Raw genomic sequence first — 23,032 nt, 5'->3', positions numbered from 1 at the left:
GCCGCCGTCCTTGGTGGCCAGCGTCGCGATCAGTGACCAGTACTCGCGCGGCTTGAAGGTCTCGATCTCGAGTTCGCGGTCGCAGACGAGGCGAAGCGCCACCGACTGCACGCGACCGGCCGAGCGGGCGCCCGGCAGCTTGCGCCAGAGCACGGGAGAAAGGGTGAAGCCGACGAGATAATCCAGGGCGCGGCGGGCCAGATAAGCATCGACCAGCGCCTGATCGATTTGGCGCGGCTGGCGCATCGCCGTCTGCACCGCGTCCTTGGTGATGGCGTTGAAGGTCACGCGCTCGACCGGCAGGTCCTTCAGCACGCGCTTTTCGCGCAGAGCCTCGAGAACGTGCCAGGAGATAGCCTCTCCCTCGCGATCCGGGTCGGTGGCGAGAATCAGCTTTTCGGCTCCCTTGATCGCCTTGGCGATGTCGGAGATCCGCTTGGAGCCCTTGTCCTCAAGCGTCCAGATCATGCGGAAATCGGCATCCGGGTCGACCGAACCATCCTTGGCTGGCAGATCGCGGATATGCCCGAAGGAGGCCAGGACCTCGTAATCCTTGCCGAGATACTTGTTGATCGTCTTGGCCTTAGCTGGCGACTCGACGACGACGACTTTCATAAGCGACTTCCCGTAGATGGCCGCGAGCGGATGCCCAAAATTTACAGATAGAAAGCGGCTGCCAGCCCCTGGCAACCGAGGCGCGATAAGTGGTGGATCGTGGCGAACAAGTCAAATCGCCCGTTGCGCCGCACCCGTTACATGGTGACGAAAGACCGCTCCAGCAAGGGTTTGAGCGCATCTCCAAGGTCATTGGCTCCCGGCATCCGCGCGGGCTGGACAAGCCGGGTGAGGGCGTAGGCCTCGGTGATTTGCGGCGGCGCGGAGCGGGCAAGCGCTGCTGCCGCGGCGAGCGTAAAGAGCCTTTCCGCGATGAACCGCACCTTGGCCTCGGCTTGGGACGATTGCAGGGCCAGCACGATATCGCGGGCGGTATCAGAGGCGCCCGGCAGGTCGCCCGCATCGTCCATCAGGCGCTCCAGAACAGAGGCCGCGACTTCCGGCTCGCGGTTTTCGGCCCGCAGGATATCGAGGGCGATCACGTTGCCAGAGCCTTCCCAGATCGCGTTGACGGGGGCCTCCCGATAGAGGCGGGGCAGGGCGTTCTCCTCCACATAGCCGTTGCCGCCAAGGCACTCCATTGCCTCATAGATCAGGCGGGGCGCGGCCTTGCAGATGCCGAATTTGGCGGCGGGCGTGACGAGGCGGGCATAGGCCGCCTCGTGCTCATCCCGCGCGGCAAGATCGAAGCTCCGGGCGGTTCGCATGGCCAGGGCGGTCATGGCCTCGTTCTCGATGGCAAGATCGGCCAGTACGGCCTGCATGGCGGGCTGCTCGATCAGCTTCCTTTGGAAGACGCTGCGGTGCCGGGCATTGTGCATCGCCTGGGCCAGCCCCATCCGCACCAGTCCGGCCGAGGCGACCGCGCAGTCGAGCCGGGTCAGCTGGACCATGTTGATGATGGTGCGCACCCCATGACTCTCTTCGCCGATACGCCACGCGAAGGCATCGTCGAGCTCGACCTCGGACGAAGCGTTGGAGCGGTTGCCGAGCTTGTCCTTGAGGCGCTGGAGATGAATGGCGTTCAGGGAGCCGTCGGGCCTGAACCGGGGCATGAGGAAGCATGTAAGCCCGCGCGGCGCTTGAGCCAGCACGAGAAAGGCGTCGCACATGGGCGCGGACATGAACCATTTATGGCCCGTCAGCGTGTACTCGTCCACGCTGGCAGGGACGGCCCGCGTCGTGTTGGCGCGAACATCGGTGCCACCCTGCTTCTCGGTCATGCCCATGCCGAGCGTGATGGCGCTCTTCTCCCAGAACGGGATGAACCGGGAATCGTAATCGCGAGATTGTATCATCGGCAGCCACACGCTCAGGCGCTCCGGTGCGGCTGCTAGCGCCGCCACGGACGCATGGGTCATCGTCATGGGGCATACATGCCCGCTTTCGACGCCCGCCGCCGTGTAAAGCCTCGCCGCCCGCGCCACATGGCCTTTGCCGACAGGGTGAGCCGAATCCGTTTCGTCCCAGGTCGAGGCGTGTAGCCCGTCCGCCATGCTGGCGCGCATGAGCGCGTGATAGGCGGGATGAAACTCGATTGCGTCGATCCGGTAGCCGCGCGCATCGTGGGTACGCAGCTTCGGCGGGTTCTCGTTGGCGAGGCGGCCTAGATCGAGCCTCTCCGCGGTGCCCCAGGCCTTGCCGAATGCAATCAGGTCCGCGCCGTTCGGGCCGACGCAATTGGCCTTGAGGGCATCCAGCAGCGGCTGATCCGCGGCGACGAGATTCACATTTCCGAAGGGCGGCGTCTGGTTGAAGACGTCATGCGTATCATGGCGGTCCCACATGGCTGCGATCCTTCTGAGGGAAGCCTGCCTTGATTGTAGGGCAGCGGGCTGTTCGCCACAGGTTTCGCAGAATCTTTGCTCCTGCCCAAAAGCCTTGCTTGCTGGCCTCCGCCAGAGCGCCTATAGCGATGGCTTTAAGATGACAGACGCGCCCCGATCCGCTTTCCCCCACCGGCATCTCCTCGGAATCGAGGGGCTGTCTCCTTTGGACATTCAGGCCCTCCTCGACCTCGCCGATGCGCAGGTGGATGTGAGCCGCCAGATCGAAAAGCGGAAGACCAGTCTTCGGGGCCGCACCCAGATCAACCTGTTCTTCGAGCCCTCCACACGCACGCAATCCTCGTTCGAGATCGCCGGCAAGCGCCTCGGCGCGGACGTGATGAACATGGCGGTGGCGTCCTCCTCGGTGAAGAAGGGCGAAACGCTGATCGACACCGCAGCCACCCTCAACGCCATGCGGCCCGACATCATCGTCGTGCGCCACCACGCAGCCGGTGCCGTGCATCTGCTGGCGCAGAAGGTCGATTGTGCCGTGGTGAATGCCGGTGACGGAGCCCACGAGCATCCGACCCAGGCGCTTCTCGACGCGCTCACCATTCGCCGCAACAAGGGACGCATCGAGGGCCTCATCGTCGCGATCTGCGGCGATATCGTCCATTCGCGCGTMGCCCGATCCAACATGATCCTGCTCGCCGCCATGGGCGCTCAGGTGCGCCTCGTCGCGCCCACCAACCTGCTGCCGCCCGGCATCGCACGGCTCGGCTTCCCGACATTCACCGACATGCGCAAGGGCCTGGAGGGTGCCGACATCGTGATGATGTTGCGCGTTCAGCGCGAGCGCATGAGCGGCTCCTTCATCCCGTCCGTGAAGGAGTATTTCCGCTTCTACGGGCTCGATCAGGAAAAGCTGTCCTTCGCCAAGCCGGACGCCCTCGTGATGCATCCCGGCCCCATGAACCGCGGCGTCGAGATTTCCTCCGACGTGGCGGACGGCGCGCAGTCGCTCATCCGCGAGCAGGTCGAAATGGGCGTCGCCGTCCGCATGGCGGTGCTCGAGGCTCTCGCGAGCCATCTGCCGAACGGGTGAGGATCGTGATGAGTACCAAGCCAATTCTTCTGAAAAACGCCCGCCTGATCGACCCCGAGAACGACCGTGAGCAGACCGGCAGTGTTCTGATCCGGGACGGTGTGATCGCGGACTTCGGTCCTCACGTCGCGGTCGCACCGGACGCCGATGTCATCGATTGCGGCGGACAGGTTCTCGCACCCGGCCTCATCGACATGCGCGCTTTCATCGGCGAGCCCGGTGGCCCTTATCGTGAGACGCTCAAGAGCGCGGGTGAGGCGGCAGCTGCGGGCGGCGTAACGACGGTGGTGTCCATGCCTGATACGAGCCCGGCGCTCGATGATCCGGCAGTCATCGACTTCATCGTGCGCCGCGCCCGCGATACTTCCGTCGTCAACATTCTCCCGGCGGCGGCTTTGACCAAGGGGCTGCAGGGCGAGGAGATGGCCGAGATCGGGCGTCTCAAGGAGGCCGGTGCCATCATGTTCACCGATGGGGCTCGCTCGGTCACGAATGCGCAGGTGATGCGCCGTGCGCTGACCTATGCCCGCGATTTCGACGCGCTGATCGTCCACCATGTGGAAGACCCGAATCTCGTCGGGCCAGGCGTGATGAACGAGGGCGAGTTCGCCTCTCGCCTCGGCCTTCCGGGTATTCCGCGCGAGGCCGAGACCATCGTGCTGGAGCGAGACATGCGCCTCGTGCGCCTCACGGGCGCCCGTTACCACGCGGCGATGATCTCCTGCGCCGATTCGGCGGAGATCGTGCGGAACGCGAAGGCGAACGGCCTTCCCGTGACCTGCGGCGTGTCCATCAATCACTTGTCGCTCAACGAAAACGACATCGGCGATTACCGCACCTTCCTCAAGCTCTCGCCGCCCTTGCGGCACGAGGACGACCGGCAGGCGATGATCGAGGCTTTGGTGGACGGGACCATCGATGTGATCGTCTCGGACCACAATCCACAGGATGTGGAGAACAAGCGGCTGCCCTTCGCCGAGGCCGCCGACGGGGCTGTCGGCCTCGAAACCCTACTCTCGGCGGCCCTGCGTCTGGTCCATTCGGACCGCATCTCGCTGCCCAAACTCCTGCGTRCACTCTCCACGAAACCCGCGGAAATCTTAGGCTTGCCGGCCGGTCGCCTGAAAGTCGGGGCTCCCGCCGACCTCATCGTGTTCGATCCCGAGGCGCCTTACGTGCTCGACAAGCGCCAGCTCAAATCCCTGTCCAAGAACTCGCCGTTCGATGAAGCCCGTCTGGAAGGACAGGTGACGATCACGATGGTTGCAGGCAGGATCGTCTTCGACCGCCGCTCACAGCAAGAGACGTGAAGAGACCTGAATGTCTGACGAAGCCAATATGCTCTATCTCCTGGGCGCTTTGCTCCTGGGCTACCTTCTGGGCTCCATCCCCTTCGGCGTCATCTTCACCCGCATGGCGGGCCTCGGCGACATCCGCAACGTGGGCTCGGGCAATATCGGGGCCACCAACGTCCTCAGGACAGGTCGCAAGGGGCTCGCGGCCGCGACCCTGGTCGGCGATGCTCTGAAGGGCACCGTCGCCGTGCTGATCGCCGCGCAATGGGGTGCCCAATTCGCCACCATCGCGGCCTTGGGCGCATTCATCGGCCACCTCTTCCCCGTGTGGCTGAAGTTCAAAGGCGGCAAGGGCGTCGCCACCTTCATCGGCGTGCTGATCGGCCTGAATTGGGTCGCCGCATTGATCTTCGCCGCCATCTGGCTCGGCGTCGCCTTCGCCTCCCGCTACTCGTCCCTGTCGGCCTTGATCGCCAGTGCCGCAACCCCGGTCGCGCTGTGGCTTCTCGGCGAGCCCGGCATGGCCGCCATAATGATCATTCTCGTGGCGCTTCTCTGGTGGAAGCACAGCGCGAACATCTCCCGCCTGCTCGACGGCACCGAGGGCAAGATCGGGCAGAAGGGTTGAGCCCGTGCATCTGACCGACGAGCAGCGTCTCGACTGGCTTCGCCTGATCCGATCGGAAAATGTGGGGCCGCGCACCTTCCGGGCGCTCATCAATCAGTTCGGCGGCGCATCGGCCGCTCTCGAAGCCCTGCCGGATCTCGCCCGCAAGGGCGGTCGCCTGCTTTTGAAGGTCACGAGCCGGGCCGAGGCCGAGAAGGAAATGGCCGCCGCCGTGCGTCTGGGCGTGCGCTTCGTCGCCATGGGCGAGCCGGATTACCCGAAGACCCTGAAGGCCATCGATACCGCGCCGCCGCTGATCGCCGTTCGCGGCTCCACGGAGGTGCTCTCCAAACCCTGCGTCGCCATGGTCGGTTCGCGCAACGCCTCTGCGTCCGGCCTCACCTTCACGGAGCGCCTGTCGCGCCAACTAGGCGAGGCCGGTTATGTGGTGGTGTCGGGCCTTGCGCGCGGCATCGACACGCGGGCGCACCGCGCGACGCTGGCGACCGGCACGGTTGCCGTCCTCGCGGGCGGGCATGACAAAATCTATCCCTCCGAGAATGAGCCGCTGCTGCGCTCCATCATCGAGAATGGCGGCGCGATCGTCTCGGAAATGCCCATGGGCTGGGAGCCGCGCGGGCGTGATTTCCCGCGCCGCAACCGCATCGTTTCCGGTCTCTCCTATGGCGTTGTCGTGGTCGAGGCGGCGCGGCGTTCCGGTTCGCTCATCACCGCCCGTTTTGCCCTGGAGCAGGGACGAGAGGTTTTCGCCGTGCCCGGCTCGCCGCTCGATCCGCGTGCAGAGGGCACGAACGATCTGATCCGCGATGGGGCCAATCTCTGCGCCGAAATCAACCATGTCACGAGCGTTCTGGAGCCTCTCGTCGCCACGGGTTCGCGCCTCGACATGAGCGCCGAGGAGCCGCTGCGGCTTGTCGGCACCGAGGAGTTGTGGGACGAACTCGACCTACCGGATGTTCCGCGTGCGCCGAAAGGCACGTTCATGCCGGATAGCGGGTTTCCCGAGGAAGCAGGTGAGGGCGAGGCCGACCTCATTCAGCTGCTCGGGCCGTCGCCGGTCTCCATCGACGATCTCGTCCGCCAGTCGGGCCTGCCGATCCGCTCCGTTCAGATGACCCTGCTCGAACTTGAAATCGCGGGGCGGCTGGAGCGCCACGGCGGCAACGCGGTATCGCTGATCGCCGGACGCTGACCCCTACTTGCCTCGCTTGTCGGCCTGGATGGCGCGCCCAGCCTCCAGCCTCGCCATGTCGAGCAGATAGGCCAGAAGATCCAGCTTGGATTGGCGCGCGAGATAGGACAGCTCGGCGGTGAACTCTGCGATGTATTGGGCGGTCTCGACCGTGCTCATGCTCGAACCGGCGCGGCCGTCCGTGACATCGGCAAGGTCCGGTTCGTCATGCGGCGRGGGCACCCCGAGGGCGCGGATCGGAGGCTTGGGCATAAAGCTGAGCTGTGTCTCTGTTTCACTCGAGCCTAGTTATCAGCACAACCAATGATTATACAAGCCCTACAAAAATAACCATTGGTTGTAGAAGTGTTGGGCTACCTCAACCCACAAGGGTGATGAGAAGCGGCATCGTGCCGAGTGCCAGAAGCGTTTGCAGCGTCAGGATTTCGGCCATGAGTGGCGCATTGCCGCCCATCTGCCGGGCCAGCACATAACCAGCCGATGCGGTGGGGACGGAGGCTGCGATGATGGTCACGACCAGATCATCCCCGCTCACGCCCGCCCAACCGGCGATGAGCAGCGCCAATGCCGGCAGCAGGAAAAGCTTGAGACTGGCGGTGAGAAGGTGTGGCAGGCCCGGCTTGGCAAGCCGCCGGATGTCGAGCCCCGCGCCGACGATCAGAAGGCCGGCTGCTAGGGCGGCGCGTCCCAAGAGCTCAATGTAACCCGCAATCGGCTTCGGCAGGGGCGGCACGAGCAGGTTCAGCGTCAGGCCAATGGCGCAGGACCAGATAAACGGATTGGCTAGAAACGAGCGAAGGATCTCCCAAGGGCTCTGCCGGGGCCGGCCCGCGAAGCGGATGAATACGTAGAAGGCCAGCAGGTTGAGCAGCGGCACCATGGCCGCAATAGCCACTGCGATCAGGGCGATGCCGCGCTGGCCGAAAAGGCTGCCCGCGACGGCAAGGCCCACGAAGGTGTTCCAACGCGTCGCGCCCTGAAAGACAGAGGTGAAGCTCGGCCCGTCGATTCCCGCATGGCGCTCCAGAATCGGCCTGATCGCCAGCACGATTCCCGCCATGATCAGGATCGAGCCCATCAGCGCCCCGCCCACGCCCAATACCGGCACCGAGGTCAGGTCGGCGCGCGACAGGGTATCGATGATGAGTGCGGGAAAGAAGATCACATAGGCGGCGCGCTCGATCCCTGCCCAGTGCTGCTCGCTCACGAAATTCGTCGTCCGGCAGAGCCAGCCGGTGGCGATGATGAGGAAGGTCGGGATGAGACTGGCGAGGACGGCGGACATGGATGGATCGGGGGCGGAACGCAATGTCCGACAAAAGAGAAGGGGCACAAGGCGCTTAGACGTAAACGCGCCTGTCGACAAGCGCGCCGGAAGGCGGCATTGGACAGATGAAAAGGGGCGCGCCAGTTCCTCCCCACTGCCATTTCGCCCGAGGGCCCATGATCAAGGTGACGAACAGCATCTCGCTCGATGAAGACGAACTTCAGGAGAGCTTCATCCGYGCTTCGGGTCCCGGCGGGCAGAACGTCAACAAGGTGGAAACCGCCGTTCAGCTGCGCTTCGACGTGCGCAACTCGCCCTCGCTGCCCGAGGATGTGAAGGAGCGGCTGGAGCGGATCGCCGGAAAGCGGCTGACCAACGACGGCGTCCTCATCATCACCGCGCAGCGCTTCCGCATGCAGGAGCGCAACCGCGAGGACGCGGTGGCCCGCCTCGTCGAACTGGTCCGGCAGGCGACCGAACGTCCCAAGCCGCGCCGCCCTACGAGACCGACGCTCGCCTCGAAGAAGCGTCGGCTGGAGGCGAAAGGCCGGCGCTCCGACATCAAGAAAGGGCGCGGCAAGGGCGGCGGGTTCGAATGAAAAAGAGCCGCCTTGCGGCGGCCCTTGGATTCGTCAGTTGAGGCTGATGGACCAACTCAGCTTCGAGCTGGAGCTTCCCTTGTTGATCCAGTTGCCCTGTTCGCTTGTGCTGGGCGCTGAGCTGTTCCCCTGCTGTCCGCTGAAGGACGTCGGCGACGCCGATTTCTGCTTGCGAACGGTGTAGGGGAATTTGGTGGCCATGCCGGAATCCAGCACAACGCTGTTGCTCACCTTCACTTTGCCGGTGGTTTCGACCGTCTTGCCGGGTACGCTCAGGTTGCTGGCCAGCGCGAAATTCATGCTGATCGCGTTATCGGGGCCGACCACCATTTCCAGGGTACATGGCGTGCCGGAAGAGACCGCGCGCGCAACGCCGTCCGTCTTGCTGCTGATGTCGTTGAACGTGAAACCGCCGACCTCGCTAGTATGGCGCTCGCGGCGGTAATAGTTGACGGACGCATCCACCACGCAGTTCTCGACCTTGTAGAAGCGGAACTTCTTCATATCGGCCTGGTACTTGTCACCGGCGGCGGTGACGCCTGACATCGTCTTTGGATCCTGGATCGTGGTAATGGCCTGGCACAGACTGGGATCGGTCTTGCACTTTTCCGGGAGGCCGGCCTGGAAGCTCGCAACTCCCTTCATCATGCAGGCCTCCATCTCGTCCTCATCTTCGATCTCGCCGCACTTCTCCGCGAGCTTCATCATGTTGACGCCGCCCACATTGGCATTGGCTGCCTTGGCACCGGCGCTGATCGTCGGCTTGGACTTGGCAACCATGTCCGCCGCCGCATCCTTGCGGCCTTCGGCGATGGAATCGTTGGCGTCCGTATGGGTGAAGATAAGATTGCCGGAGACGGTTACCTCGTGATGGTTTTTGATTTCGACCGTCTCGCCGCCGACCTTCACGCGGCCATCGTGAGTCTTGTCGGCCACGATAGTGAAGGTGAACGTGCCTTTCGTCGGGCCTTCAGCGGCACTGGCGGGCAGGGAAAGAGCGGTCAAGCCCGCAATCATCAGAGTCGTCGCTGCTTTAAGTGCGCGCATGGGAGCCCCGGAATCAAATGGTTCTGGTGAAACTTGTTAAAGGTCAGTGATATATATAACAACATTACGTTAAGGCAAGCGCAGTTTCTTGTCCACTTGACATGGCTCGGGGTCCGTTAACCCTCCAGCACGATGCCGCTGAAGCCCATCAGGTCGGCGAAGATTGCGAAAATGACGCCGAGGCTCACGAGGATCAGCCCAGTCAGGAAAATCCGGACGGAACGGTTATACCTCTTGAGCTGCAAGGAGGAGACTAGGAGCAGGTCCGCGAGGGATTTGACCTGCAGCCCGAGACCCAAAATAATCAGGGCGACGGAGAAGAGGTCCGACCGCGACCATTCTCCGGGCAGGGCTGACCAGCGGCTGAGAAAACCCAAGGAGAAACCGACGACGACGCCGATCGCGGTGATCGATCCGTTCCTGAAGGTGGAGTCGATGAGTTTCTTCTCCTCCTTTACCAGTTCTCTTGCGTCCTTTATCAGTTCGCTTGCGTCGTTCTCCATGAAGGACCGCCTTGAGCCATTGCCGGAACAGGCTGCCATTTTCGGGTGCGATTACGGCGGAGTTCGAGTCAGGTAAAACTCTTTCGAGGACTGCTCACGCCTCAGGCGGATAGGAATGGCTGTCGCCGCGAAAGTCGCTGACCGCGTAGCAACCGTCGCCGGTCTTCGTAATAGTGCCGGAACCGATGACCGCTTTGCCGTATCCGCCGGGAATGTCGAGAATGTAAGTCGGCTGGCACAGTCCCGAAATCCGGCCCCGCAGGCCCGCGACCAGCGCCTGTCCTTCTTCGATGGAGAGGCGGAAATGGCTCGTGCCCGGCGCGAGATCGGGGTGGTGAAGGTAATAGGGCTTGATCCGCGTTTCCACGAAGGCCCGCATGAGAGCGGCGAGTACATCCGGATCGTCGTTGATGCCCTTCAGCAGAACCGATTGGCTGATCATGACGACGCCCGCATCCACAAGCCTGCCGCAGGCGGCCCGCGCATTGGGCGTGAGTTCGCGGGGATGATTGGCATGGAGCGCCACATAGGTGGTCTTGCCGCTCGTCTTCAAAGCCGCGATCAGCTCGGCATCGACCCGGTGCGGCTCGACCACGGGAACGCGGGTGTGAAAGCGGACGATCTTTACGTGATCGATGGCGGCAAGCCGCTGCATGATTTCGGACAGGCGGCGTGGAGAGAGCACGAGCGGGTCGCCGCCGGTGAGGATCACCTCCCAGATTTCGCGATGCTCGGCGATATAGGCGAATGCCGCGTCCATCGCCTCGGGTGAGAGCGTGCCAAGGCCYTGCGGACCGACCATCTCGCGGCGGAAGCAGAAACGGCAATAGACCGGGCAGAYATGCACGGCCTTGAGCAGCACTCGGTCGGGATAGCGATGCACGATGCCCTCGACCGGTGAATGCGCAAGGTCGCCGATGGGATCGGCACGCTCGTCCGGCGTTGTATTCAGCTCCGCACTATCAGGCACGAATTGGCGGGCAATCGGATCGTTCGGCTCATTGCGGTCGATCAGATCCGCAATGGCTGGGCTGATGGCGATGGCATAGCGCTCCGCTATCGCCTCTGCTTTGTGCAGGCGCTCGGCCGAGATGAGCTTGGCGTCGAGAAGCTCGGCAGGGGTGCGGATCGTTCTCAACATTCTGTCTCCGGCACGGGTGCCCAGATCACCTGATCGATGCGAGAGGCGCCGGTGGCGAGCATCACGAGGCGGTCGAAGCCGAGTGYGATGCCGCTGGCCTCGGGCATATGCGCCAAAGCCGCCAGGAAATCCTCATCTACAGGATAGCTTTCTCCGTAAACCCGCATCTTCTCCGTCATCTCCGCCTCGAACCGGCGGCGCTGCTCCTCAGCATCTGTGAGTTCCCCGAAAGCATTGGCAAGCTCGACGCCACAGGCATAAAGCTCGAACCGCTCGGCCACGCGAGGATCACGCGCCGTCGGCCGGGCGAGCGCCGCCTCGACGACCGGGTACTCGTCGAGGATCGTGGCGCGGCCGAGGCCGAGATTAGGCTCGACCCGCTCCACGATGACACGGCTGAAGAGATCGGACCACGTATCGTCATCCGCAACCCGCATCCCAACCTGACGCAGCCTGGTGGCGAGATGATCGCGATCCGTCGTCCCATCCCTGTGGATGGAAGCCAGAAGGTCGATGCCTGCAAAGCGCCGAAAGGCTTCCGCTACGCTCAGGCGCTCGGGCTCCTGAAACGGATCGGTGCTTTTGCCGCGATAGGTGAGGGTCCGGGTGCCCGAGGTCTCGGCAGCGAGCCGCAGCAGTTCGGCGCAATCCTGCATCAAGGTCTCGTAGCTCTCACCGGCCCGGTACCATTCCAGCATGGTGAATTCCGGGTGGTGCAGAGGTCCGCGCTCCCTGTTGCGATAAACATGAGCGAAGCAGGAAATCCGTGTTTCGCCCGCTGCCAGCAGCTTCTTGCAGRCGAATTCCGGGGAGGTGTGCAGATAAAGCGGGGTCCTCGACCCGCCATGACCGATGGCGTCGGTGGCGAAGGCATGGAGATGGGCCTCGTTGCCGGGCGAAACCTGGAGCGTGGCTGTATCGACCTCCACGAAGTCACGGGCGGCGAAGAAGCCCCGAAAAGCCGCCTGAATCCGGTTTCTGCCCAGCAGAAACGGACGCCTGTCCGCATGGACATGTGGCGTCCACCAGGGCGAGGGGGCGGGCATGGCGTTTTCCATCTCCGAGGGCTTCCATAAGGTCAGACTGGCGATTTGCGCCAAGATAGGCTACTTGCGGCACCGAAAACCGTTTTCTGCGTCGCTGGGGCAGGGCAGCCCGGCTCCACCGACGTACCCTATCTGTCACAAGGAAAGCTCCCCGTGAAGGTCATCGCCTCTACGCTCCGCAAAGGCAATGTCGTCGATATCGACGGCAGGCTGTATGTCGTGCTCACCGCCCAGAATATCCACCCCGGCAAGGGCACCCCGGTGACCCAGCTCGACATGCGCCGCATCTCCGACGGCGTGAAGGTCTCCGAGCGTTACCGCACCACCGAGCAGGTTGAGCGCGCCTTCGTGGAAGACCGTGAGCACACCTATCTCTATGAGGACGGTGAGGGCTTCCACTTCATGAACCCCGAATCCTACGATCAGCTGGTCGTGCCGGCGGACATCATCGGCGATCTGAAGCCTTATCTTCAGGAAAACATGGCCGTCATGCTGTCTACCCATAACGGCGTGCCGATCTCGCTCGAACTGCCCGCCCGCGTGACCCTCGAGATCACCGAGACCGAGCCGGTTGTGAAAGGCCAGACGGCCTCCTCGTCCTACAAGCCCGCCATGCTGTCGAACGGCGTGCGCACCCTGGTGCCTCCGCACATCCAGGCCGGCACCCGGGTCGTGATCATGACGGAAGACGGCTCCTACGTGGAGCGCGCGAAGGACTGAGGTTCTTCCCCGCAACCCTCATCCTGAGGGGTCGCGTGAGCGATCGTCTCGAAGGACGAGGGCGTCTCCAGTGCCTCTAGACCATCCTTCGAGACGCCTGCTGCGGGCTACTCAGGATTAGGTTGAGGGCGTGGGAGGCGCAGCGAATAAAACTTGAAGGGCGGGAGATTTCGGTGGAGTTTCACCGGGTTTCCCGCCCTTTCGTTTTCGAGGAGCTGAGCCCTTCATGGCGAGCCTTGCGTTCAACCCCATCAATCCCCTCATCGCGGATGTGGGCAGCCCTCCGATCCCGGAAGCGCAGAGCTGGGTCAGGCGCTATGACGGCGCCCATGGCCCGCTGATGAACCTCTCCCAGGCGGTACCGGGCAATCCGCCGCATGAAAGCTTCCTGGAGCGCCTCTCTGACGCCGCCGCGAAGGCCACGAGCGCCCAATACGGCCCCATTAACGGCGATGCCGATCTACGGACCGCCTATGCCGCCGAGATGTCGCAGCTCTACCAAGGCCCAATCGAGCCGCAGGACACCGCCGTCACAGCGGGCTGCAACATGGCCTTTTTCGTCGCCATGATGCTGTTGGCCCATCGCGGCGAGGCGGTTCTGGTGCCGACGCCCTGGTACTTCAACCACCAGATGACCCTCGACATGCTGGGCATCGAGCCGCGCCCGCTGCCGTGCCGGCCGGATGCCGGGTTTGTCCCCAAGCCCGAGGATGCGGAAGCGTTGATCGACGACAAGGTGCGCGCCATCGTCCTCGTCACGCCCAACAATCCGACCGGGGCCGTATACCCCGCCCATGTGATCGAGGGTTTCGCCGATCTGTGCCGCCGTCGCGGTATTTATCTCGTGATCGACGAGACTTACCGGGACTTTCTGCCACAGGGCATGAACCGCGCGCACGGCCTGTTCAGCTCAGAGGGCTGGCGCGACACCGTGATCCAGCTCTACTCGTTCTCGAAATCCTATGCCATTCCAGGCCACCGAATGGGTGCAATCACGGCAGATGCTCAGCTCATCGAGCAGATCGCCAAGATTCTGGACTGCATGCAGATCTGCCCGCCCCGAACCGCCCAGGCCGTGCTGCCCTGGGCCATCGATGGTCTACGGGATTGGCGGGAGGCCAACCGGGCCGAAATCAACCAGCGCGCAGCCGTGTTTCAGGCGGCTCTCGCCCCGTTGCCGGAATGGCATATCGAATCGGTTGGGGCCTATTTCGCCTATGTCCGACACCCCTTCGCCGGCGCCAACGCTCAAATCGTGGCGGAAAAACTGGCCACCGAGCGTGGCGTTCTCTGCCTCCCCGGAAGCTATTTYGGGCCGGGTCAGGAAGGGCACCTTCGCATCGCAATCGCCAATGTGAGCGCGGATATTCTGGAAGGTCTGACAGCCCGATTGAGGGGCTTAACGCTCTGATTCCTCACCAGGGTTGCCGGGATAATCTGCGCCGTTGCCCTTGGCAGGAGCGTGATGCGGTTGTTACTCTGGAATCTCATCAGCATCCTTCTCGTGGGTGCCCAAGGATTCTGAGTTGACCGTGAAAGCCGATGCGACGAACGAATTTGACGATCGACGCGCGGACCCGTCTCCCGGGGCCGAGAGCGGCTCGTCATGGATTTCGCAGGCATCCTCATCGTCAAAAAGGCACCAGAAGCGGCGCTATACACGCAGCTACGCAGCCCTCGACCTCGGCACCAACAATTGCCGTCTCCTGATCGCGGAGCCGGCCCATTACGGGTTTCGCGTCGTGGATGCGTTTTCGCGGATCGTCCGGCTCGGTGAGGGCTTGGGCCTCGGCAATACGCTCAGCGATGATGCCATCGAGCGCACCATCGAGGCCCTGCGCGTCTGCCGTGACAAGATGGCGGCGAAGGATGTGGCGCGGGCGCGGCTTGTGGCGACGGAAGCCTGCCGCCTTGCCGAGAACGGTGCTTCCTTCATCGACCGCGTGCGCAGCGACCTCGATCTCGAACTGGAGATCGTGGACCGCAAGACGGAAGCCTACCTGGCAGTCACAGGCTGCGCGGCGCTCGCTGATCCCAATGCGCAATCGGTCATCGTGTTTGATATCGGCGGCGGTTCCACCGAGATCGCCTGGGTCGACGGCCAGGCGCCCCATGCCTTCGCCGATCCCTGCAAGCGGATTCGCGCGTGGGATTCGCTACCCGTCGGCGTCGTGACCCTGGCGGAGCGCCGTGGCGGCATCGATGTGACGCCGGAAAGCTTCGAGGGCATGGTGGAGGAGGTCTCCGAGCTTCTCCTCGATTTCGCGCTTATCGCGGCGGAAGCGGGCCGCGCGCACAACTTCCACCTTCTCGGAACGTCGGGAACCGTCACCACGGTCGGCGGCATTCACTTAGGGCTTGAGCGCTATGACCGGCGCAAGGTCGATGGGATGTGGATGCGAAACTCTGACATCTCGACAGTCATGACCCGTCTGCTGCATTCCGATTTCCAGCAGCGCGCCGAGAATCCCTGCATCGGCAAGGAACGTGCCGATCTGGTTCTCGCCGGCTGCGCCATTCTTGAAGCGATCCGCCGGGCATTCCCCTCGGATCGGCTGCGTATCGCGGACCGTGGTCTGCGCGAAGGAATTTTGATGAACATGATGCGTGAGGACAGCGTTTGGCGGGGAGGCTCGCAGCGGTGACGGCTAGCAAGTCAGGCTCGGGTGTCCGAAATCTCAAGCAGCGCGTGAAAACGGCGAACAAGCGGTCTCTGTCCTCCCAGAAATGGCTGGAGCGCCAGCTCAACGATCCTTATGTGGCGCGCGCCAAGCGCGAGGGCTATCGCTCGCGCGCGGCCTTCAAGCTGCTCGAGATCGACGAGAAGTACCACATCCTCAAAACCGGCCAGCGCATCGTGGACCTGGGCGCCGCACCTGGAGGCTGGTCGCAGATCGCGGCCACGAAGGTGGGTCCGAAAGGCAAGGTCGTCGGCATCGACCTCCTACCCATCGATCCTATGGCGGGCGTCGATTTCATCGAGCTGGACTTCCTGGACGAGAGCGCCCCCGGCAAGCTCATCGAGCTGCTCGGCGGCCCGGCGGACGTGGTCATGTCCGACATGGCGGCGAACACCACCGGCCACAAGAAGACCGATCACCTGCGGATCATCGGGCTTGCCGAAGCCGCGATCTATTTCGCCCGCGAGATCCTGGCGCCGGGCGGCGCCTTCGTCGCCAAGGTGTTCCAGGGCGGCACAGAAGGGCAGCTGCTGACCGATCTCAAACGAGACTTTGCCGTGGTCCGGCATGTGAAGCCTGCGGCAAGCCGGACCGATTCGGCGGAACTCTACGTGCTGGCGACCGGTTTTCGGGGTGCGACCGACCGGAATCTTGAGGCCTGACGGCCCCAGCGTGGTCGCCATAACATGAGGGACCACGCACATGACCGTCCATAAGATCGGCATCATCGGCCTCGGCAAGATCGCGCAGGACCAGCACCTGCCGGTGATCAAATCCAACCCGGATTTCGACCTGCTAGCCGTGTCAAGCACTCGCGGCCTAACGCATGAGGATGCGAAATACACCTTCCAGGACTACCGCGAGCTCCTGAAGCTGCCCGAGCTCGACGCGGTCGCCATCTGCACGCCGCCCCAGGTGCGCCACCAGATCGCCAGGGAGGCGCTTCTCGCCGGTAAAAGCGTGCTGCTTGAGAAGCCCCCCGCCGCCACTTTAAGCGAGCTTGAGGATCTGCGGCTGCTCGGCGAGAAGGTGGGAAAGACCGTCTTCACCACTTGGCATTCCCAGTACAACAAGGCGGTCGACGAGGCGAAGAAGGCGCTCGCTGGCTGGTCCATCAAGCGGCTTCTGGTCACCTGGAAGGAGGATGTGCGCCACTGGCATCCGGGTCAGGAATGGATCTGGCAGGCGGGAGGCTTCGGCATCTTCGATCCCGGCATCAACGCGCTCTCCATCGTCACCCGCATCATGCCGGAACCCGTCTTCATCAAGACGTCCACCCTGGAGTTCCCATCCAACAGGGATGCGCCGATTGCGGCCAATCTCGAATTCCAGACCGGCCATACCGACAGCAACCTCCAAGCCGTCTTCGACTGGCGCCAGACCGGCCCGCAAAGCTGGGACATCGAGGTGGAAACCGATGCTGGTTTCACCCTGAAACTCTCGCAAGGCGGCAGCTGCCTCGAAATCGACGGCCGTCTCGTGGTGAAGGAAGATCCCCAGGAATACCAGGGCATCTACCACCGCTTCGACGCCCTCCTCACCCTTGGTAAGTCGGAGGTGGACGACACGCCGTTCCGCTTGGTGGCGGATGCGTTCATGATCGGGAAAAGGGTGCAGGTGGACCCGTTCGTGGAGTGAGGCTTCGATCAGGCTGTCATCCCGGATCGGCTTTCGCCGTCCGGGATGACCGTTCATTTCAAGCCAAACTCTTCTTCAAAAACCCAACCGTCCGGCTCCACGCCAAATCCGCTGCTTCCTTGTCATAACGCGCAGCGTTGGTGTCGTTGTTGAAGGCGTGGTTGGCACCCTCATAAATGTAGATCTCGTAAGCCTTTCCGGCCTGCTTGAGCGCGGCCTCGTAAGCCGGAATGCCAGCATTGATGCGCTCGTCCAGCCCGCCGTAATGGAGCATCATGGCTCCCTGAATCTTCGGCACATCCTCGGCCTTGGGCTGGCCGCCGTAATAGGCGACGCCTGCATTGAGGTTCGGCTCGTTCACCGCGAGGTTGTTCACCGCGCCGCCGCCCCAACAGAAGCCGATGGCGCCGACCTTGCCGTTGCTGTCGGGACGTTCCTTGAGATAGGTCACGGCAGCCTTACCGTAGGCGATGACGTCCGGTGCCTTAAGCTGGCCGATCATCTCGCGACCCTTGTCCTCGTCGGCGGGGGTGCCGCCCATGGGTGAGAGATAATCGAGGCCGAGGGCGATGAAGCCCTCGGTGGCCATGCGGCGGGTAACATCCTTGATATGKGGGTTGAGGCCCCGGTTCTCGTGAATGACGATGACGGTCGGGAGCTTGCCGGTGTCGTCCTTCGGCTTCACGAGATAGCCCTTGAGGCCCTGAGCGCCGGGAATGTCCACGGTTTCCACCGTAATCCTCGGATCGCCTTCCGGCATGGTCTGCGCCTGGGCGTAGTTGTTCTGCAGGATCGGGAGGAGAGCCGTTGCGGCGGCCGTGCTGCCGGCGAGCGCTGCGAGCTTGTCGAGGAAATTGCGACGGTTTATGCCGCCATGGGTGAAATCGTCGTAGAGATCGATGATGCGTTTATCCACGGAGGCCTCCTGAGCTGGAGGGGATGGTAACGCAATCCTATCGGCGTTCCACCTCCTCACCGAGATTTGTAGTGCCGTCGCCCATTCCCGTGGCGGCGGGCTTTTGCTCGATGGTCCGATGGCCGGACATCTCGGCGCCCGCGCTCGGGTCGAGGCGGAAAAAGACGAAGGCTGACAGGGCCGATATCAGCGCGACCGCCCAGAAGGCCGGGCCGAAATCTGCCGCCGTGATTTCCGCACCACCGTCGAACCCGGCCGCCGCTTCCAGCACGAAGGCGCCGAGGGCCACGCCCATACTAAGCGAAACCTGCTGGATCGCGCTCGACAGGCTCGTCGCATAACTCATCTCGCGCTTTGAGACCTCCGCATAACCAATAGCGTTGAGGCTCGTGAACTGGAGCGAGCGGAAGCAGCCGCCGATGAACAGCACGGCCATGATCAGCCAATGGGGCGTCTCGGGCGAGAAGAACCCGTTCGCCGCCACGAAGGCCGCACCGACCAGGGCGTTGATCGTCAGCAGCTTGCGAAACCCCGTATGTTCGAGAATGCGCTTGGCGAGCGTCTTCATGAACAGCGCGCCGGCGGCGGCGACGAAGGTGAGAGAGCCGGAGGCGACCGGGCTCAGGCCGAAGCCGATCTGGAGCATCAGCGGCAGCAGGAACGGGATCGCGCCGATGCCGACGCGAAAGAGCGACCCGCCGATCACGCTTGCCCGGAAGGTCGGGATCTTCAGCAGGCTCAATTGCAGGAGCGGATGGGGCGTGCGCCGTGCATGGACGAGGTAGAGAACGAGACTGAAGGCGCCGACGATGACACAGCCGATGGAGATCTCGACCGGGATGAGGTGACGGCCACCGGTCGCGAACCCGAGCATGAGCAGGGCGAGGCCTACCCCTGAGAGCAGGAAGCCGATGACATCGAGCGGCGGCGTATCGGTCTCCTTTATGTTCGGCACGAAGATCGTGGCCATGACGATGCCGAGGATCCCGATGGGGATGTTGATGAAGAAGATCCAGCGCCAGTGAAAATAGGTGGTGATGAAGCCGCCAAGCGGTGGCCCGATAATGGGGCCGACGAGAGCCGGGATGGTGAGCGTGGCCAAGGCCTGCACGATCTCGTTACGCGGCACGCTGCGCAGCAGCACCAGGCGGCCGACCGGCACCATCATCGCGCCGCCCATGCCCTGAAAGAACCGGGCGATGACGAAGCCTTCGAGCGAGCCCGACCCCGCGCAGGCAAGGGAGCCCGCCATGAACACGCCGATGGCGGCGGTGAAGATCGTCCGGGCCCCGAACCTGTCGGCCATCCAGCCCGAGACCGGGATGAAGATGGCGAGGCTCACGAGATAGGAGGTAAGGGCAAGCTTGAGCGCGATCGGATCGGTGCCGAGATCCTGCGCAATCATCGGCAGGGAGGTGGAGATGACGGTGGAATCCGTGTTCTCCATGAATAATGCGGTGGCGATGATCAGGGGCAGGAGGCGGGATTGGCGCATGACTCGCGGGAATTAGCGCCCTGGGGCCACATTGCAAAGCGATTTGCTGCACAGCAGATCTTCTTTGAATGCGGTTCTCGCCCCTATGCTAATGGAACAGCCCGTGCTACGGACCCGTGCCAACTCGCCAAAGCGATTTTCGCTTGCCCCACAGCATGATTGAAGGAGTTGGCCATGGCCTCCGTATTCGCCGATAAGATCATCGAAGGACTGACCTTCGATGACGTTTTGCTCAGGCCCGGCCGCTCTGAGGTCCTACCCGCCGATGTGAATGTCGGCACCCGTCTGACCCGCACCATCCATCTCAACATGCCCATCGTCGCCTCCGCCATGGATACGGTGACCGAAGCCCGCATGGCCATCGCCATGGCCCAGAACGGCGGCCTCGGCGTGATCCACCGCAATCTGGAGCCCGATGCCCAGGCCGAGCAGGTGCGCCTCGTGAAGCGCTACGAGTCGGGCATGGTGATGAACCCCATCACGATCTATCCCGACGAGACCCTGGCCGATGCGCTCGCCATGATGAAACATCACGGCATTTCCGGCATTCCGGTGGTCGAGCGCGGCCCCAACGCCACCAAGGGCAAGCTGGTCGGCATCCTCACCAACCGCGATGTGCGCTTCGCCAACCATCCGGTCCAGCCCGTCTCCGAGCTGATGACCAAGGACCGGCTCATCACGGTCCGCGAGGGCGTGAGCCAGGAGGAAGCCCGCCGCCTCCTGCATCAATTCCGCATCGAGAAGCTGCTGGTCGTCGACGATCATTACCGCTGCATCGGCCTGATCACGGTGAAGGATATCGAGAAGCAGGTTGCCTATCCGAACGCCGCCAAGGATTCTCAGGGCCGTCTCCTCGTCGCCGCCGCTACCACAACGGGCGAGCAAGGCTTCGAGCGCGCCGAGCGCCTTATCGATGCCGGCTGCGACGTGGTCGTGGTCGACACCGCCCACGGCCATTCCGTAAAGGTGCTGGAAAGCGTCACCCGCGTGAAGAAGCTCTCTAACGCCGTGCAGATCATCGCCGGCAACGTGGCCACCCGCGAGGGGGCCCAGGCGCTCATCGATGCCGGCGCGGATGCGATCAAGGTTGGCATCGGCCCTGGCTCCATCTGCACCACCCGCATCGTGGCGGGCGTCGGCGTGCCGCAGCTCACCGCGATCATGGAGGCGGTCGAGGCGGCCTCTCAGGCGGACGTTCCGGTGATTGCGGACGGCGGCATCAAGTTCTCTGGCGATCTCGCCAAGGCGCTGGCGGCGGGCGCCTCCTGCGCCATGGTGGGCTCGCTGCTCGCCGGCACGGACGAGACACCCGGCGAAGTGTTCCTCTACCAGGGCCGCTCCTATAAGTCCTATCGCGGTATGGGCTCCGTGGGCGCCATGGCCCGCGGCTCGGCCGACCGATACTTCCAGGCGGAAGTTCGCGATACGCTCAAGCTCGTGCCGGAAGGCATCGAGGGGCAGGTGGCTTATAAGGGTCCAGTCTCCGGCGTGCTCCATCAGCTCACCGGCGGCCTTCGTGCTTCCATGGGCTATGTGGGAGCGGCAACCTTGCAAGAATTCAGCGAAAAGGCCCAGTTCATCCGCATCACGAGCGCGGGCCTGCGCGAAAGCCATGTCCATGACGTGACGATTACCCGGGAGAGCCCTAATTACCCGACTCGCAGCTAAGCTTCAGTCGAGTATTTATCCATGAGCATCACCGCCATTCTCCTGCCCGTCTTCGTCCTCGTCGGGCTGACCTTCATCCTGCTTCTCATGACCGGAAACAGGAGGTTCGCAAGCCTTCGTTCGGGCGAGGTGAAGGTAGGGGACATCGCCCTTGGCGAGCGCAACTGGCCCAAGCGCGCCCTGCAGCTGCAGAACGCGTTTCACAACCAGTTCGAAATGCCGGTGCTGTTCTATCTGCTGGCGGCGTTCGCGCTCATTACCCGCAAGGCGGACATGCTGTTCGTGGTGATGTCGTGGATGTTCGTGGCGAGCCGTCTGGTTCACGCCTTCATCCATACGACCTCGAACAAGGTCATGTGGCGCTTCCAGGCTTTTGCGGTCGGCGTCCTGATCCTCGCCATCATGTGGGTGATCTTCGCCATCCGTATCTTTGCGGCAGAGTCTGGTGTCTAGTAAGGGACGGGATGGGCGTTGCACCCATCCCGTGACCGGGCATCAGAAGCGCTTGCCGCTCTCGAGCTGGGTCTTCGCGTCCGTCGCCTTGCGCGGGGGCGGGGTGAAATCGGCGGCGGGGGCCGTAGCGCAGGCCGCAATGGCAAGAGTGAGACCAAGGGCGGCAATGCGGGACAGGATCGACATAGTCAGAAGCTCCGATAGAGAATCGTGCGAAATGCACGGCTATTACATCCACTTCTGATCGGGTCGGAAAATAGGAAACAATGTGTCGTTTATACGGCCAAGTTTAAGTGTGCTTTTTCAATGACACCTGCTGCTCGCATCTCCGCCGCCATCGAAGTGCTTGGCGATATCGAAGCCCGCCGCCGTCCGGCGACCGACGCGCTCAAGGATTGGGGCCTGTCGCACCGCTTCGCCGGGTCCAAGGACAGGGCTGCCATCGCAAGCCTCGTCTACGATTCCCTGCGCCGGAAATCCTCCGCCGCCTGGATCATGGGCGAGGCGACGCCCCGCGCAGTCGTGCTCGGCATGCTCAAGCTCCAGCGCGGTCTCTCGACCGATGCGGTAGCAGCCCTTTGCTCCGGCGAGCGTTTCGCGCCCGAGCCTCTCTCGGCCAATGAACGGGAGCGGCTGGAGACAGCCAGCCTCGACAATGCTCCAGCCCCGGTGGCGGGCGATTTCCCGGAATGGATCGAGCCTTCGCTGAGGCGCCTGTTCGGCGATGATCTGGTTGCCGAAATGCAGGCGCTCACCACGCGCGCACCCCTCGATCTGCGGGTCAACACCCTGAAAGTCTCGTCCCGCGAGGAGGCGCATGACGCTCTCCCGCATCTGAGCGCGATTGAAACACCCCTGTCGCCTCTGGGCCTGAGGATTATGCCGAGCGAGGACGGACGCGGCCCAGCCGTGCAGTCCGAGCCCGAGTTCATCAAGGGCTGGATCGAGATTCAGGACGAAGGCTCCCAATTGGTGGGCTTGTTGTCCGGCGTGAAACCCGGCGAGCAGGTGGTCGATCTCTGCGCCGGCGGTGGCGGCAAGACGCTTGAACTCGCCGCCATGATGGGGAACCACGGCCAGCTTTACGCCACCGACAGCGATGCCCGTCGCCTTGCTCCGATCCATGATCGGCTTGCCCGGGCAGGAATTCGCAATGTGCAGGTCCGTACCCCGAGGGGTGGAGCCGACGCCGTGACGGACCTCAACGGCAAGATCGATTGCGTTCTCGTGGATGCGCCGTGCACGGGCATCGGC

Annotated in this window: 24 protein-coding genes; 13 read left to right on the top strand and 11 right to left on the bottom strand. The window is 63.3% G+C overall.

Features of this window, described 5'->3' with window-relative positions:
• Both ACXJKO_RS18455 and ACXJKO_RS18450 read right to left on the bottom strand, forming a co-directional pair.
• Positions 1-615, bottom strand: a 615-nt coding sequence (locus ACXJKO_RS18455) for a DNA topoisomerase (protein WP_457092546.1), incomplete at its 3' end; no start/stop codon positions are given.
• A gap of 137 nt (positions 616-752) precedes the next feature.
• Positions 753-2,402 carry an acyl-CoA dehydrogenase family protein gene (locus ACXJKO_RS18450; RefSeq protein ID WP_457092545.1) on the bottom strand — a complete coding sequence of 550 codons (1,650 nt, stop codon included), beginning with the start codon at positions 2,400-2,402 and terminating at the stop codon, positions 753-755.
• Between the two features lie 139 nt (positions 2,403-2,541).
• On the opposite strand from ACXJKO_RS18450, the gene ACXJKO_RS18445 reads away from it, so the two are divergent.
• The 4 genes from ACXJKO_RS18445 to dprA are packed head-to-tail and all read left to right on the top strand — an operon-like array spanning position 2,542 to position 6,604.
• Entirely contained in the window at positions 2,542-3,489 is a 948-nt protein-coding gene (locus ACXJKO_RS18445; RefSeq protein WP_457092544.1) for an aspartate carbamoyltransferase catalytic subunit, read from the top strand.
• 8 nt (positions 3,490-3,497) lie between these two features.
• The gene (locus tag ACXJKO_RS18440; RefSeq protein WP_457092543.1) at positions 3,498-4,799 is read left to right on the top strand and encodes a dihydroorotase; all 1,302 of its coding nucleotides are present in this window, start codon (positions 3,498-3,500) and stop codon (positions 4,797-4,799) included.
• Between the two features lie 10 nt (positions 4,800-4,809).
• Positions 4,810-5,412, top strand: coding sequence for a glycerol-3-phosphate 1-O-acyltransferase PlsY (gene plsY, locus ACXJKO_RS18435; RefSeq protein ID WP_457092542.1), 603 nt, complete (start codon positions 4,810-4,812; stop codon positions 5,410-5,412).
• 4 nt (positions 5,413-5,416) lie between these two features.
• On the top strand, positions 5,417-6,604 hold the full coding sequence (gene dprA / locus ACXJKO_RS18430; RefSeq protein WP_457092541.1) for a DNA-processing protein DprA: 1,188 nt from the start codon (positions 5,417-5,419) through the stop codon (positions 6,602-6,604).
• A 3-nt stretch (positions 6,605-6,607) separates the two neighbouring features.
• Here dprA and ACXJKO_RS18425 read toward each other — a convergent pair whose 3' ends face one another.
• Together ACXJKO_RS18425 and ACXJKO_RS18420 are read right to left on the bottom strand one after the other, a co-directional pair.
• Positions 6,608-6,856, bottom strand: a complete 249-nt coding sequence (locus tag ACXJKO_RS18425; RefSeq protein ID WP_457092540.1) for a hypothetical protein — start codon at positions 6,854-6,856, stop codon at positions 6,608-6,610.
• 106 nt (positions 6,857-6,962) lie between these two features.
• Positions 6,963-7,889, bottom strand: coding sequence for an AEC family transporter (locus ACXJKO_RS18420; RefSeq protein WP_457092539.1), 927 nt, complete (start codon positions 7,887-7,889; stop codon positions 6,963-6,965).
• Positions 7,890-8,047: 158 nt separating this feature from the next.
• Between ACXJKO_RS18420 and arfB the strand changes: the two genes are divergently transcribed.
• A complete protein-coding gene (arfB, locus tag ACXJKO_RS18415; RefSeq protein ID WP_457092538.1) occupies positions 8,048-8,470 on the top strand; it encodes an alternative ribosome rescue aminoacyl-tRNA hydrolase ArfB in 423 nt (140 codons plus the stop codon).
• A 33-nt stretch (positions 8,471-8,503) separates the two neighbouring features.
• Here arfB and ACXJKO_RS18410 read toward each other — a convergent pair whose 3' ends face one another.
• From ACXJKO_RS18410 to epmA, 4 genes are all read right to left on the bottom strand, one after another.
• Entirely contained in the window at positions 8,504-9,517 is a 1,014-nt protein-coding gene (locus ACXJKO_RS18410; RefSeq protein ID WP_457092537.1) for a hypothetical protein, read from the bottom strand.
• Between the two features lie 116 nt (positions 9,518-9,633).
• A complete protein-coding gene (locus ACXJKO_RS18405) occupies positions 9,634-10,020 on the bottom strand; it encodes a hypothetical protein (protein WP_457092536.1) in 387 nt (128 codons plus the stop codon).
• 94 nt (positions 10,021-10,114) lie between these two features.
• Positions 10,115-11,161, bottom strand: coding sequence for a lysine-2,3-aminomutase-like protein (locus ACXJKO_RS18400; RefSeq protein ID WP_457092535.1), 1,047 nt, complete (start codon positions 11,159-11,161; stop codon positions 10,115-10,117).
• Positions 11,155-12,207: an EF-P lysine aminoacylase EpmA gene (gene epmA, locus ACXJKO_RS18395; protein WP_457092534.1), complete on the bottom strand. Its 1,053-nt coding sequence runs from the start codon at positions 12,205-12,207 to the stop codon at positions 11,155-11,157. Before epmA ends, ACXJKO_RS18400 begins: the two co-directional genes overlap by 7 nt.
• Positions 12,208-12,360: 153 nt before the next feature.
• On the opposite strand from epmA, the gene efp reads away from it, so the two are divergent.
• The 5 genes from efp (at position 12,361) to ACXJKO_RS18370 (ending at position 17,246) form a co-directional block, all read left to right on the top strand.
• The gene (efp, locus tag ACXJKO_RS18390) at positions 12,361-12,927 is read left to right on the top strand and encodes an elongation factor P (RefSeq protein ID WP_457092533.1); all 567 of its coding nucleotides are present in this window, start codon (positions 12,361-12,363) and stop codon (positions 12,925-12,927) included.
• A 226-nt stretch (positions 12,928-13,153) separates the two neighbouring features.
• A complete protein-coding gene (locus ACXJKO_RS18385; protein ID WP_457092532.1) occupies positions 13,154-14,338 on the top strand; it encodes an aminotransferase in 1,185 nt (394 codons plus the stop codon).
• Positions 14,339-14,537: 199 nt separating this feature from the next.
• Entirely contained in the window at positions 14,538-15,572 is a 1,035-nt protein-coding gene (locus ACXJKO_RS18380; RefSeq protein WP_457092547.1) for a Ppx/GppA phosphatase family protein, read from the top strand.
• Positions 15,569-16,270, top strand: a complete 702-nt coding sequence (locus ACXJKO_RS18375; RefSeq protein ID WP_457092531.1) for an RlmE family RNA methyltransferase — start codon at positions 15,569-15,571, stop codon at positions 16,268-16,270. Before ACXJKO_RS18380 ends, ACXJKO_RS18375 begins: the two co-directional genes overlap by 4 nt.
• 40 nt (positions 16,271-16,310) lie before the next feature.
• Positions 16,311-17,246, top strand: coding sequence for a Gfo/Idh/MocA family protein (locus ACXJKO_RS18370; protein ID WP_457092530.1), 936 nt, complete (start codon positions 16,311-16,313; stop codon positions 17,244-17,246).
• Between the two features lie 58 nt (positions 17,247-17,304).
• On the opposite strand, the gene ACXJKO_RS18365 is transcribed toward ACXJKO_RS18370, so the two are convergent.
• Positions 17,305-18,162: a dienelactone hydrolase family protein gene (locus ACXJKO_RS18365; RefSeq protein ID WP_457092529.1), complete on the bottom strand. Its 858-nt coding sequence runs from the start codon at positions 18,160-18,162 to the stop codon at positions 17,305-17,307.
• Between the two features lie 37 nt (positions 18,163-18,199).
• Positions 18,200-19,657 (bottom strand): DHA2 family efflux MFS transporter permease subunit, encoded by a 1,458-nt coding sequence (locus ACXJKO_RS18360; protein WP_457092528.1) that lies wholly within the window; start codon positions 19,655-19,657, stop codon positions 18,200-18,202.
• 174 nt (positions 19,658-19,831) lie between these two features.
• Here ACXJKO_RS18360 and guaB point away from each other — a divergent pair, with 174 nt between their 5' ends.
• Both guaB and ACXJKO_RS18350 read left to right on the top strand, forming a co-directional pair.
• On the top strand, positions 19,832-21,325 hold the full coding sequence (guaB, locus tag ACXJKO_RS18355) for an IMP dehydrogenase (RefSeq protein ID WP_457092527.1): 1,494 nt from the start codon (positions 19,832-19,834) through the stop codon (positions 21,323-21,325).
• Between the two features lie 21 nt (positions 21,326-21,346).
• Positions 21,347-21,778, top strand: a complete 432-nt coding sequence (locus ACXJKO_RS18350; protein WP_457092526.1) for an MAPEG family protein — start codon at positions 21,347-21,349, stop codon at positions 21,776-21,778.
• A gap of 42 nt (positions 21,779-21,820) precedes the next feature.
• Here the strand turns inward: ACXJKO_RS18350 and ACXJKO_RS18345 are convergent, their stop codons facing one another.
• The gene (locus tag ACXJKO_RS18345; protein ID WP_441982934.1) at positions 21,821-21,964 is read right to left on the bottom strand and encodes a hypothetical protein; all 144 of its coding nucleotides are present in this window, start codon (positions 21,962-21,964) and stop codon (positions 21,821-21,823) included.
• A 120-nt stretch (positions 21,965-22,084) separates the two neighbouring features.
• On the opposite strand from ACXJKO_RS18345, the gene ACXJKO_RS18340 reads away from it, so the two are divergent.
• The coding region (locus tag ACXJKO_RS18340) for an RsmB/NOP family class I SAM-dependent RNA methyltransferase (RefSeq protein WP_457092525.1) at positions 22,085-23,032 on the top strand (948 nt) is incomplete at its 3' end.

The sequence above is a fragment of the Microvirga sp. P5_D2 genome (assembly GCF_054049475.1).
Note: the sequence above shows the minus strand (reverse complement) of the source record. Positions and strands in the feature narration are given on the sequence as shown.